This window comes from Neobacillus mesonae (assembly GCF_001636315.1).
Lineage (GTDB): Bacteria > Bacillota > Bacilli > Bacillales > Cytobacillaceae > Neobacillus > Neobacillus mesonae.
Genome location: NZ_KV440949.1, coordinates 3909055 through 3921055, shown reverse-complemented (window position 1 = coordinate 3921055; position 12001 = coordinate 3909055). Strand labels below are relative to the sequence as shown.

Annotated in this window: 12 protein-coding genes and 1 other annotated feature; of the genes, 3 read left to right on the top strand and 9 right to left on the bottom strand. The window is 41.6% G+C overall.

Annotated features, from left to right (window positions below; translation table 11 throughout):
• Positions 1 to 6 precede the first annotated feature (6 nt).
• The 6 genes from A6749_RS18265 to A6749_RS18240 form a co-directional block, all read right to left on the bottom strand.
• Complete coding sequence (locus tag A6749_RS18265; protein ID WP_066393467.1) at positions 7 to 1455, bottom strand: amidase family protein; 1449 nt, start codon at positions 1453 to 1455, stop codon at positions 7 to 9.
• A gap of 344 nt (positions 1456 to 1799) precedes the next feature.
• Positions 1800 to 2249, bottom strand: a complete 450-nt coding sequence (locus A6749_RS18260) for a KGG domain-containing protein (RefSeq protein WP_066393464.1) — start codon at positions 2247 to 2249, stop codon at positions 1800 to 1802.
• Positions 2250 to 2461: 212 nt separating this feature from the next.
• Positions 2462 to 3601 carry a DEAD/DEAH box helicase gene (locus tag A6749_RS18255; RefSeq protein WP_066393460.1) on the bottom strand — a complete coding sequence of 380 codons (1140 nt, stop codon included), beginning with the start codon at positions 3599 to 3601 and terminating at the stop codon, positions 2462 to 2464.
• A 78-nt stretch (positions 3602 to 3679) separates the two neighbouring features.
• Entirely contained in the window at positions 3680 to 3979 is a 300-nt protein-coding gene (locus A6749_RS18250; protein WP_066393458.1) for a DUF5658 family protein, read from the bottom strand.
• 137 nt (positions 3980 to 4116) lie between these two features.
• Positions 4117 to 4326: a heavy-metal-associated domain-containing protein gene (locus tag A6749_RS18245; RefSeq protein WP_066393453.1), complete on the bottom strand. Its 210-nt coding sequence runs from the start codon at positions 4324 to 4326 to the stop codon at positions 4117 to 4119.
• A 27-nt stretch (positions 4327 to 4353) separates the two neighbouring features.
• Positions 4354 to 4824 carry a flavodoxin gene (locus tag A6749_RS18240; protein WP_066393451.1) on the bottom strand — a complete coding sequence of 157 codons (471 nt, stop codon included), beginning with the start codon at positions 4822 to 4824 and terminating at the stop codon, positions 4354 to 4356.
• Positions 4825 to 4971: 147 nt separating this feature from the next.
• Between A6749_RS18240 and A6749_RS18235 the strand changes: the two genes are divergently transcribed.
• The gene (locus tag A6749_RS18235; protein ID WP_066393442.1) at positions 4972 to 5673 is read left to right on the top strand and encodes a Crp/Fnr family transcriptional regulator; all 702 of its coding nucleotides are present in this window, start codon (positions 4972 to 4974) and stop codon (positions 5671 to 5673) included.
• Positions 5674 to 5693: 20 nt separating this feature from the next.
• Here A6749_RS18235 and A6749_RS18230 read toward each other — a convergent pair whose 3' ends face one another.
• The gene (locus A6749_RS18230) at positions 5694 to 5948 is read right to left on the bottom strand and encodes a DUF2249 domain-containing protein (protein ID WP_066393440.1); all 255 of its coding nucleotides are present in this window, start codon (positions 5946 to 5948) and stop codon (positions 5694 to 5696) included.
• A 119-nt stretch (positions 5949 to 6067) separates the two neighbouring features.
• Positions 6068 to 7084: a 4Fe-4S binding protein gene (locus tag A6749_RS18225; RefSeq protein WP_066393437.1), complete on the bottom strand. Its 1017-nt coding sequence runs from the start codon at positions 7082 to 7084 to the stop codon at positions 6068 to 6070.
• A 223-nt stretch (positions 7085 to 7307) separates the two neighbouring features.
• Positions 7308 to 7559, top strand: a binding site (T-box leader).
• 238 nt (positions 7560 to 7797) lie between these two features.
• On the opposite strand from A6749_RS18225, the gene brnQ reads away from it, so the two are divergent.
• Positions 7798 to 9138 carry a branched-chain amino acid transport system II carrier protein gene (gene brnQ, locus A6749_RS18220; RefSeq protein WP_066393428.1) on the top strand — a complete coding sequence of 447 codons (1341 nt, stop codon included), beginning with the start codon at positions 7798 to 7800 and terminating at the stop codon, positions 9136 to 9138.
• A gap of 47 nt (positions 9139 to 9185) precedes the next feature.
• Here the strand turns inward: brnQ and A6749_RS18215 are convergent, their stop codons facing one another.
• The gene (locus A6749_RS18215; protein WP_066393418.1) at positions 9186 to 10172 is read right to left on the bottom strand and encodes a Gfo/Idh/MocA family protein; all 987 of its coding nucleotides are present in this window, start codon (positions 10170 to 10172) and stop codon (positions 9186 to 9188) included.
• A gap of 178 nt (positions 10173 to 10350) precedes the next feature.
• On the opposite strand from A6749_RS18215, the gene A6749_RS18210 reads away from it, so the two are divergent.
• Positions 10351 to 12000 (top strand): glutamine--tRNA ligase/YqeY domain fusion protein, encoded by a 1650-nt coding sequence (locus tag A6749_RS18210; protein WP_066393414.1) that lies wholly within the window; start codon positions 10351 to 10353, stop codon positions 11998 to 12000.
• Position 12001 lies beyond the last annotated feature (1 nt).

The following is a 12001-nucleotide window of genomic DNA, read 5'->3' as shown; positions in this document are numbered from 1 at the left end:
ACGGACTTATTCTTTCTCTAGATGCGGCGGCTTGCGGAATTTCGTCACTTGCTCATAGGCATATGCCGCTTCAATTAGCACCGGTTCACTATAGGACGTTCCTGTAATCGTTATCCCAACCGGCTCGCCGTCAGCCGTATAACCCGCCGGGACTGCTATGGAAGGATAGCCTGCCTTGGCACTGATAATTGACCCTTCATCGGCCGGAAAGACAATGGCATCAAGGTTATATTTTTTCAACGCGTTATCGATTCCCTGCTCTTTCGCATGATACTGATCAAAGACAAGCGTTTCGATATATTCCGTCTCTTTGAGCGTACCGCTCGTTTTCTCCGATTCCAGCAATACCGCTTGGCCGTACTTCAGCATTTTTTCTTCATCCTGATTGTTAAATTCAATCACATCTGCAAGCGTTCTCACCGGAACAGATGGGTGCAGCCCGCCTAAATAGGCATTAAGAGCAGGCTTAAACTCATATGTCAGCACATCATATGACCACTGAAGTTTGGCACTGGGAATCTCAATATTTTCGATTACCTCTGCTCCAGTTGTCTTTAATACCTCGATTGCAGCTTCTACAGCTATTCGCTTTTCTTTTGTTAAGAATTCGATAAATCCGTCAATCGCAATTCCAATTCGTTTTCCCTTTAAACCATCCTTTTTCAAATGCTTGGTAAAATCAAGCTCGCTAAACGGGTTAGTTTTAGTAATCGAGTCCTGTTCGTCAACGCCGGTCAGGGCCGTCAACAATATAGCCGCATCTTCGACCGTTCGTGCCATTGGTCCTGCTGTATCCTGGGAATGAGCAATTGGGATAATCCCGCTCCGGCTAATAAGGCCCACTGTAGGCTTGATACCAACGAGGGAATTTTTGCAGGATGGATTTAAAATGGAACCGGACGTTTCCGTACCAACTGCGGCGGCAGCTAAGCTTGCTGCAATAGCAGCCCCGGAGCCGGAGCTTGAACCCCCGACATCAAATTTGCCAGGACCATATGGATTTAGCACCTGGCCGCCGCGGGAGCTGTAGCCGTTTTTCATTCCGATGGCCATAAAATTCGCCCACTCGGTCATATTTGTTTTTCCGATAATCACTGCCCCGGCTTTGCGTAATTGTGCAGCAACAAAGGAATCCTTCAGGGCAAACGAATCTTTTAGCGCCAGCGATCCAGCACTTGTGTGCATTTTATCTTGAGTATCAATGTTATCTTTGATTAAAATCGGAATCCCATGGAGGCGGCTGCGAGGTCCCTTTTCCTGTCGTTTGGCATCGAGCGCTTCCGCAATCTGTAAAGCATCCGGATTCACTTCAAGTACAGCATTTATTTTCTTATCATAGGCGGCAATTCTCCGTAAATATAGTAAGGTCAGTTCTTTGGAGGTCAGCTCGCCGCTTTCTAATTTTTCCTGAAGCTGATTGATTGTTACTTCTTCTAGCCATTCGTAATTTTGCATGATATTCCCTCCATTCTCCTTAATAATTCAAGAAAAGGAGCAGAAATCCTCTATACGTACGAAAAAATGTAAATAATTCAATGAATATGTCGAGTAAAACTAGGTTATATCACTTCAAAATAAGGAAATAGAATAAGTAAATAAAGAGCGGAGGTAAAGATCATGAATATCAATACATGTGAATGGCTTTTGCTTAGTAAGGAAATAAAATTAAAACTGATTCGTTTGGCCATTTTGGAAAATGAACAAAAATATAGTTCGTGAAAAAGTCAGGTTATCGCATATATATTCCACAAAAAAGAGCTTGCACTTGGTGCAAGCTCTTTTTTGGCATTGTATAAGATTTAATCAATATCCCGTTGGTTACTGCGTGAGTTTCCACCTTTTTCTCCAATCTCCTGATAAAACTCTTTATCATGGTTCTCTGATGTTGCTTCTCCACCTTTTCGTCCAATCTCTTGATAAAAATCTTTATCATGATTCTCGGCTGTTGCTTCTCCGCCTTTTCGTCCAATCTCTTGATAAAAATCTTTATCATGATTCTCGGCTGTTGCTTCTCCGCCTTTGCGTCCGATTTCTTGATAAAAATCTTTATCATGATTCTCGGCTGTTGCTTCTCCGCCTTTTCGCCCAATCTCTTGATAAAAATCTTTATCATGATTCTCGGCTGTTGCTTCTCCGCCTTTTCGCCCAATCTCTTGATAAAATTCTTTATCATGATTCTCGGCTATCGCTTCTCCGCCTTTGCGTCCGATTTCTTCCATCGTTTTGTTGTCATTGTTATTGTTAGCCATTTGATTTTCCTCCTTTAAATTTTTTAATTAACCTTATTAGGTTGATTTGCTGCAACCTTGGTCATGATGTACCACCTTTATACAAGGGCAAAACTTTCTCGTCCATTTTAAATCAATTGGAAATTTTTATTATTTTGAGAAAACTACTCTTCTATATAAAAAAACAACCCCAATACTTTTGGAGTTGTTTTTTATGATTATGCACACTCTATTTAGCGTTGGACTTTTTGTTCTTCCGCTGCAATTTGTCCTTTATAGAAAACCCTTTTATGAAGCGGGACGTTTAATTCCCGGCAGAAACGTTTTAATTCGCGTTCTTCTCGCTCAGTTACAAGCGAAATAACCGTCCCGTCTGCTCCCATCCTGCCAGTTCTTCCAGCACGATGTACATATTGGGAGAGGTCCCTTGGCAAATCAATCTGTACCACATGGGTCACACCTTGAATATCAAGCCCGCGGGCAGCTACATCCGTCGCCACTAGCATCGTCATTTTACCATCGCGGAAATCTTTTAATGCCGCCTGCCGTTCCAGCTTTTTCATATCACTGTGGAGGATCCCGACGGACAGCTCTTTAAAATGCAATTTTTCCTTAAAAACTTCCAATTCGCCAATATCGTTGATAAACGCCAGCGACTTTGTACCATCCAGCCGGGCAATTTTTTCAAGCAGCTTAATCTTCTCCCTGCGCTCACTAAGAAAATAAATATGCTCTACTTTCCCCGATTCGGCTGCCGCTTCAGTTTTGGAGATTTTAATTATTTCAGCTTCCTTCGTCAGTTCCTTCGCCAGCTTTTCCGTTTCCGGCTTCAACGTGGCTGAGAATAGCACGACTTGCCGGTCACCCATGGTCGATTTGACAATGTTTTGGACATAGCCAAAATGTTCTGGGATTAACAGCTGATCGCCTTCGTCCAATACAAGCAGTTTAACTTCATGCATTTTCACTTTTTTCTGTTTAATCAGCTCTAACAGCCGTCCTGGCGTAGCAAAAATAACCTGCGGGCGTTTTTTTAATTTTTCCAGCTGCCGTTTCGGATTAGCGCCGCCAATGATAGAAGTTCCTTTAATCCCGCTGCCTTCAGACCATTTTTGAAATTCTTGATATATCTGCATTACAAGCTCTTGGGATGAGGCTAAAACGACAGCCTGCAATCCAGGCTTACTTGGGTCCATTTTATGTAATAATGGCAGCAGATAAGCCAGGGTTTTTCCCGTCCCTGTAGGTGACTCGGCAATAACATCCTTTCCTTCAATAATGACCGGAATGGCTGTTTCTTGAATTGCTGTCGGTGATTGAAAGCCTGACTTTTCCCATACTTCCTGTATAAAGGGTTTTAAATTGTTTAACATGTTTTACTCCTTTTGTTCACTCATTTTCCTAAAATTGATAGTAACGTAATCGCCGGTTGGTGTCTAGTTTTCGTTTGCTCATACTGAGATGTTTAGGTAGAGGACCATCCAAACCAAATGATATACAAGGACAGAAAGATACAGGACGCAGGCAGAAACTAATAGGATTCTGATCCTCCCTTTTATTGGACGAAGAAAATAAATACCAAGCAGGATCAGCGGAAGAAAAATTTTAATGAAATAAAAATAGGACCAGCTTTTTTCGATGACGATTTTCATCATCGGATTCGCTTCTTCCACGATTCCAAATGCCATTCCTAAGTGGGTCAAAACCGCATCCAGTATACCAGCAGCCAGCAGAAACAAGCAAAATCTCATACGCTCCTCCCTTCTAACAGTCATTCTTTCTTCTAATTCATATGCTGATACATCACACTCAAATTTTACCATATAAAGAATATTTTCGTTCCATTTTAAGAACAAGGCAAAATAAAAAAAAGCCCATGCCGGGCTGATTAATCGAATGTTTTATGTGCTAATTGATAAATCCTTTGATGAATCTCTTCGCTTTTTATTTCTGCTTCACTAAATTTGATTCGAACTTTACCGGTCCCAGTTAGAATGTTGACCTTCTTGACACCTTTGAATGTTTGAATTCCGCGCTTGATTCTTCTGATGCAGCCCGTGCAGGCAATATAATTTAATGATACTTCGATAATAGTCATAATAAGTGAACTCCTTTCGTTTTGAGGTCAGTTGAAGCAAGAGAACGGTCCCCATTCATCATTTACAAATGATTTGCCGTATTGAATGCATTGTTCTTTTTCTTCTGCTGTTGGGGTGAGGTCGATTTTTAAGCCGTCAAGGATAATGTTTGCTCCTAGTTCGGTTAGCTTTTCAATTAAAATATCGACTGCACCACCGTGATGTTCGTAATAGGAGTCGCAGGAGCCGAAGACCGCGGCGGGTTTTCCTTGGAGCCTCAATGTATCCATGTCTTCATAAAAATCAAGAAACTCATCTGGAAGATTTCCGTCATCCCATGTATAAGTACCTAAAAGAATGCCATCGTAAGCTTCCAGATCTGCCGGATCCGCCTGCAAAATATCTTTTATCTGTACAGCCGCTCCGGCCTCATTGATGCCTTTTGCAATATCATTAGCAATTTCCTCCGTATTCCCGGACATACTGGTATAAACAATTAAACATGCTGGCTTCTCCATGAAAACCACCTCTTGTTTTTACTTCATTTTAATGAAATTAATTCTCAATTACCTTGATTTAAGTCAAGGAGTTGATATAAATCACTACTTTAGCAGGCGGGTAGCGATAAAATTTAGGTATATAAGTTTATTTAGGGAGTGGTTTAAATGGACTGCACGCATAACTGCTCACATGAGTCTTCTTGTCTTGTTTCTGTTCCCGTGTTTAAAGGACTGAACGAGAACGATCGTGAGGCACTGCAGCGGGTTACGAGAAGCCGTACGTTTCTGAAAGGGGAATTTATTTTTCACGAAGGCGAACAATCCGAGACATTGTTTGTTGTCAATGAGGGGCTGATTAAATTGACGAAAATGTCTGCTGAAGGGAAAGAACAAATCGTTCGACTATTGTTTCCAGGTGATTTCTTTGGGCTATTTTCTTTACTGAAAAATGAAAAACATTACGTCAATGCAGAAGCGGTTGGAAATACAGTCATTTGTTATCTCGAAAAAAAGGATTTCCTAAAGATAATGGAAAGTAATGCCGATTTATCCTACCGCTTTTTGCTAGCGATGAATGACCGGCTGTATGAAGCTGATGAATCCGTGAGTTTATTAAGCTTAATGGATGTTGAGCAGCGATTATCCAGGACCCTCGTCCTCTTTCACGACAAAATGAATGCGGGAGACAGCACCTTCACCTTGCCGATTACGAAAAAGGATTTAGCCAGTTATATTGGCACAACGCCAGAATCTATCAGCCGGAAACTTCTGGCGTTTATGTCCCAAGGGCTGATTGAAATGGACGGACGGCGTACTATTCACTTTCTTAAGCTGGCGGAGTTAAAACAATTAGCTGGATTGGATTAATCCTCTCCAGCTTTTACTTTTTAAAATTGATCTAGTTTTACCGCCATTAGACGGAAATGCATGGGTTCTATTTCATTAACGATGACATTCATTCCAAATGATTGCAGGTTGGCAACAAGCGGCTCAGCTCGGTGCGGCAGATGAATCTCGAAAATTGTTCCAACCGGAGCCGATTTAATGGCATTTAATATTTCACGACGCGGGTGCTCTCCCTTTGCAATCCGTTCACGTACGTCAATTATTAATCTTTTTCCCTCCAATTGATAAGTGTTCATTTTTATCAAGTCTCCTTTTATCAAAGTTTTGATGTCAGTATAGCACCGGGTTAATTTTTAGAAATTGATTTATATCAACAACGACTTAAAATCCTAAAGCACAAACATCAAAAAAACGATTAATGCCCAATATACCTCGCCCCCGGGATCAACTCTTTCCATTCCTCATAAGTTAAAATTGTATCCCAGTGCCCGGTTAATTTCGCAATTCCCACCACCACAAAAAAGAGAACAATAAACCCTGCTGGAATAAACCACTTATTGACCTTTTTATTTACAACCGTCATGTTCAACGTATCTTTAATTGGGCAGGCCTCGACACAGGACATGCAGGCATTGCAGTTTGGCGATACGACTGCCTTCTTTGTGTGCACCTTAATCCGCTGCGGGCACACCTTTGTGCACATTTTGCAGTTTGTACAAGTATCCTCATTCCGCCGTACTTTTGTAATTCGGAAAATCGAACCAAGTCCAATCATCGCACCGTACGGGCAAAGGAAACGGCACCAAAAATTTCGAAAAAATAAAGATAAAACAAAGATAACAAGAATCACCTTTATGGCAAACCCGCCTATATTTAAAAAGAACAGCAGCATTTTTACATCGGAAACCTTGTTATAAGGATCATCAAGAAACGACTTCGCCTGAAAAATCGGCATTGATATGATCATGCTAATAAAAAAATAGAGCAGTAAGTATTTTATCGGAGTCAGCAGCCAAACAACCCAGGTAGGAAGTTCAAAATTTCTTTTTAATATTTTTCTTCCGAGCCATGCAGTCATTTCACTGACAGTGCCGACCGGGCAGAACCAACTGCAAAATGACCTTCTGAAAATAAGTCCCGATGCGATAAAAAAGGTAAGCAGCACAAGGCCGGCCGGGTGGATCATATCAAATCCTCCTCCCTTTATCCACACCTTTAAAGCAACTAGCGCGCTAATTGGCAGAAATCCTTCAACAGCAGGCGGACGTTCTACAAACGGGGACGCTCCTGCCGTTGCAAAATGTTTGTAAAATTGATAGAATTCAAGACCAACATATAGCAAAAAGAATAGAAATAAGCCTTGAACGGTATATCTTGTTATTTGAACCGGCTTTCGTTTCAATTGCTTCTTATACCACGCTTTCGATTTCATTCACGTTCCCTCCGTTCTACTAACTTTACTATATGAAACTGGAAAAACAGGGAATGTGATATTCATCAATTTAAGGCAGTATTTCATAAAGATGTCATATTCAAGTCTAAAATTTGTCAAAAATATTTTGGCAGGCTTAAAAATTTTTAAAAAAAACCCTTGAAAAACTTTTTGAAAATAATATAATAACTTTAACAAAATTATTTCTGACTTTTTTTAAAAATCAAAATCGATGACGAGAAGAGTAGCTTGTCCTTCCTTGACCACAGAGAGCCGGCGGTTGGTGAAAGCCGGTGTCAGGAAACAGGTGAAAATCATCTCTGAGATGCATGGCCGAAAATTATTTTAGTAAGCTATGCCGGATTGCCTGCCGTTACAATTGGACGCGTATGATAGTACGTTGATCGAGAGCCGTAGTGATATTTTTTTATTGTTGCGGAAGTAGGGTGGTAACGCGAGCAAGCTCGTCCCTTCATTAGGGGCGGGCTTTTTGTTTTGTTTGGAAAAGGGGCGGAGCGCCGCAAAAGATATTCCTATATATCAAATTTGAGTGAAAGATATTAATCTTTTCATCCGGAATATAGTAAAGCTATGCTCTGCTCACACCGCCTTTATTGACAATGTGCGGTTCTCTGAACAAATTTCCATCGTATATATGGCGTGGAGCTCCAAACTGATTTTGGAAAAAAGCCAAAGAAAAGGAGAGGGAAAAGATGAAGAAGAGAGATACGTTTTTTGTAGGGTTAATGTTATTTTCAATGTTTTTTGGAGCTGGTAACTTAATTTTCCCGCCGTTCCTTGGAATGGGCGCAGGAACATCCTTTTGGCCCGCGATTATTGGCTTTATTATTACTGGAGTTGGGCTGCCGCTACTGGTCATTTCGGCTATCGCGCTTGTAAAAGACGGCGGCAATGCCCTCGGCAACAGGGTTCATCCTTGGTTTGGAGCAGCATTCACCGTAATGGTTTATTTATCAATCGGTCCATTCTTTGGGGTTCCCCGTAATGCCAATGTTGCTTTTGAAATGGGCTTCAAGCCTTTCTTAGGAAATGTTCACGCTAGTCAGTCGCTGCTATTACTTGGTTTTACAGCTGTATTCTTTTTACTTGTTTTTCTATTAAGCTTAAACCCCTCGAAAGTAGTCGATTATATGGGGCGCATTATCACCCCGACATTATTGATATCTATCGTTGTCCTTTGCGTAACAGGCTTTTTCAAATTGAACAAGCCCTTACAAGGACCAAACGAAACCTATCAAACAGCAACATTATTTAAAGGCTTTATCGATGGCTATTCGACAATGGATGCGCTGGCCGCGCTTGCATTTGGGATTGTTATTTTATCAACCATCCAGCAAAAGGGAGTCACAGATCAAAAGCAGTTAACCGCTTATACCGTTAAAGCAGGTTTTGTTGCTGGTGGAGCACTCGCCCTTGTTTACGCTGGTATCGGATTTATCGGCGCGCGAATGGCATCTTACGGGACTTTTGATAACGGGACAGCACTGTTATCCTCTGCCGCTACGATTCTTTTAGGTAATGGCGGAAAAATTCTTTTAGGCTTTATCTTTACATTAGCCTGCTTTACCACCTGTGTCGGGTTAACAATCGCCTGCGGGCAGTATTTTTCAAAAATGGCACGAAAATTAAGCTATCGTACTGTGGTTACATTAGTAACTGGTGTCAGCTTCCTAATTGCCAACCTAGGCTTAAATCAAATTATCTCTATTTCCGTACCATTCCTAGTGATGGCTTATCCGTTAACAATCGTACTTGTGACACTAGCCTTCTTCCATCGCTTCTTTGGCGGCTCACAAAAAGTATATGCCAGTGCGATGTTCTTAACTGGGTTTGTAAGCTTATATGATGGATTAAAAATGTTTGGCTTAAAGTGGAGTTTACTAGAATCATTGATGAGCCAGCTCCCGTTTGCCTCTGTAGGTCTCGGCTGGGCAGTCCCTGCGGTTGTCGGGGGGTTGGTTGGATTTGTGTTGGAAAAATTAAGCCCGGCTCCTGCACGCAGCAAAGGGTTAAATCCAAAAAGGATATCATAGAGAGGAAAAAATAGCCGGTGGATTCACTCAAATCCACCGGCTCCTCTTTATACCTCCACCTTAAACACAATACCATTTTGCCGCCGCGCTTCTTCGGTAATCCGCAATACGGCCATACTCCATTTTTTCAATGATTCATATTGTAAATCATCTTTAGCTTCAATAATGGTTGCAAAGGTTCGGCATTCATAAACCATATCCTTCGCCTCTTGCGCTGTACTCAAAACCTGTGGATTCTTCGTATGACTATCATAAAAGGTAATTTCCGAAATTGGCGCCGCATCGGCCAATACAAATGTCCCCTTCTCCCCATGAATCTCACAAGGAAGAACAGAGTGCGAAACCTTCGAGCAAAGAATTGTGCAAACAAACCCATCATACTCCAGGACAAGTGTCCCGCTGCCATCGATACCGGTTCTTAATAAAACAGGGTGATAGGAAACCTTCTGAGGTTCGCCAAACAGCCCGACCGCCAGAAACAAAGGATAAACCCCTAAATCAACCAAGGCACCGCCCGAATATTCAGCCGAGAAAACATTCGGATTTTCTCCTTTTAAAAATGCATCGTAGCGTGAAGAATATTGGATATACGGCAGCATCGCACTTCTTAACGGGCCAGCCCAATCAAGCTTTTTCTTCAAAATCTGAAAATTTGGCGTGTGGATATTTCGAATGGCTTCAAATAAATAGACACCGTTTTCCTCTGCTGTCCTGTATGCCTCCTCTAATTCCGCCATATTGGAACAGATCGGTTTCTCGCAAATGACATGTTTCTTATTTTTCAAAAAGAGCAATGCCTGTTTGAAATGAACGGAATTAGGCGACGCAATATAAACAATATCAATTTCAAGATTAGCCGCCATTTCCGTAATATCTGTATAATAATGAAGCGAATGGTATGTATCTCCCAGCTGTTTCGCTTTTTCGGCTGATCTGGAGTACACTCCGGCAAGCCGCAGCTGTTTGCTTTCTAATGCCGCTTGAATAAATGACTCTGTAATCCAGCCGGTTCCTATAGTTGCAAAGTTAAGCATTTGGCTGCTCCTTTCTCCTAAACGTTATTTAAAATTCATTGTATCCTTTTTAATTCCAGCATTCCAATTAAAAAGTACTCTTTTCCGCTGTTTTTCCGCTGATTTGTTGGGAATAATGGAAAAATATCAATATTTATGGTATTTATAAAGAATAGACAAATGAAAGAGGTTGAAAAGAGTGGACAATCAAAACTCTAATTTTATAAAAGATATTATGATTAAGGATTTGGAATCCGGCAAGCACGAAACCATTATGACCCGGTTCCCGCCTGAGCCAAACGGTTATTTGCATATCGGACATGCCAAATCCATCATATTAAATTTTGGCTTAGCCGATGATTTTAGCGGAACAACGAACCTTCGTTTTGACGATACAAACCCAGCCAAGGAAGATATCGAATTCGTCAATTCCATTAAGGAAGATGTAAAGTGGCTTGGCTTTGAATGGGACAACTTATTCTTCGCATCCGATTATTTCGATGAAATGTACAACCGTGCCGTCTTGTTAATCAAGAAAGGGCTTGCCTATGTCGATGATTTATCTGCCGACGAAATTCGCGAGTATCGCGGGACACTGACAGAGCCTGGTAAAAACAGTCCTTACCGCGACCGCTCTATTGAAGAGAACCTTGATTTGTTCCAACGAATGAGGAATGGTGAGTTTGGCAACGGTGAAAAAGTTCTCCGGGCTAAAATTGATATGGCTTCGCCTAATATCAATCTACGCGACCCGGTTATTTACCGTATCGCCCATGTTACTCACCATAACACAGGTGATAAATGGTGCATTTATCCAATGTATGCTTTTGCCCACCCGCTTGAGGATGCGATTGAGGGAGTCACACACTCTATTTGTACGATTGAGTTTGAGGATCAGCGTCCATTCTATAATTGGGTTGTCGAGCAATGTGAAATGAAGAACCAGCCACAGCAAATTGAGTTTGGCCGCTTGAACTTAACCAATACGGTGATGAGTAAACGCAAACTTAAACAGCTGGTAGAAGAAGGTTTTGTTGATGGCTGGGATGACCCGCGGATGCCGACAATTTCCGGAATGCGCCGAAGAGGCTTCACACCAGAATCCATCCGTACTTTCGTTCGTGAAACAGCTGTAACAAAAAACAATGCAACTGTCGATTTTGAAATGCTCGAGCATTTTGTCCGCGAAGATTTAAAGTTAAAGGCGCCGCGGACTATGGGCATCATTAATCCGTTAAAGGTAGTCATCACCAACTATCCGGAGGGACAAATTGAACTGCTTGATGCGGAAATCAATCCAGAAAATCCGGAAATGGGCATGCGGAAGATTCCATTCTCCCGTGAAATCTATATTGAACAGGATGATTTCATGGAGAACCCGCCGAAGAAGTATTTCCGCCTCTTCCCTGGTAACGAGGTTCGTTTGAAGCATGCATACTTTATAAAATGTGAAGAAGTTGTTAAGGATGCGGATGGAAATGTAGTGGAACTGCGCTGTACGTATGATCCGGAAACAAAGAGCGGTACCGGCTTTACTGGCAGAAAGGTAAAAGGAACCATTCATTGGGTGGAAGCAACTCATGCCGTACCAGCAGAATTCCGTCTCTATGAGCCGTTGATTTTGGATGCATCTGAAGAGAATGAGGAAGGCACATTCCTTGATCACGTGAATCCGAATTCACTGCAGGTATTCGAAGGCTTTGTCGAGCCAAACATGAAGGAAAGCCGACCGCATGATAAATTCCAATTCTTTAGACACGGCTATTTCAATGTCGACCCGAAACATACAACAGTAGATAAACTCGTGTTTAACCGTATCGTCTCATTGAAAAGTTCATTTAAGTTATAAT

Coding starts and splice junctions, on each gene's coding strand:
- A6749_RS18265 (WP_066393467.1), bottom strand. CDS start 1,455: ATGCAAAATTACGAATGGCTAGAAGAAGTAACAATCAATCAGCTTCAG.
- A6749_RS18260 (WP_066393464.1), bottom strand. CDS start 2,249: ATGGCTAACAATAACAATGACAACAAAACGATGGAAGAAATCGGACGC.
- A6749_RS18255 (WP_066393460.1), bottom strand. CDS start 3,601: ATGTTAAACAATTTAAAACCCTTTATACAGGAAGTATGGGAAAAGTCA.
- A6749_RS18250 (WP_066393458.1), bottom strand. CDS start 3,979: ATGAGATTTTGCTTGTTTCTGCTGGCTGCTGGTATACTGGATGCGGTT.
- A6749_RS18245 (WP_066393453.1), bottom strand. CDS start 4,326: ATGACTATTATCGAAGTATCATTAAATTATATTGCCTGCACGGGCTGC.
- A6749_RS18240 (WP_066393451.1), bottom strand. CDS start 4,824: ATGGAGAAGCCAGCATGTTTAATTGTTTATACCAGTATGTCCGGGAAT.
- A6749_RS18235 (WP_066393442.1), top strand. CDS start 4,972: ATGGACTGCACGCATAACTGCTCACATGAGTCTTCTTGTCTTGTTTCT.
- A6749_RS18230 (WP_066393440.1), bottom strand. CDS start 5,948: ATGAACACTTATCAATTGGAGGGAAAAAGATTAATAATTGACGTACGT.
- A6749_RS18225 (WP_066393437.1), bottom strand. CDS start 7,084: ATGAAATCGAAAGCGTGGTATAAGAAGCAATTGAAACGAAAGCCGGTT.
- brnQ (WP_066393428.1), top strand. CDS start 7,798: ATGAAGAAGAGAGATACGTTTTTTGTAGGGTTAATGTTATTTTCAATG.
- A6749_RS18215 (WP_066393418.1), bottom strand. CDS start 10,172: ATGCTTAACTTTGCAACTATAGGAACCGGCTGGATTACAGAGTCATTT.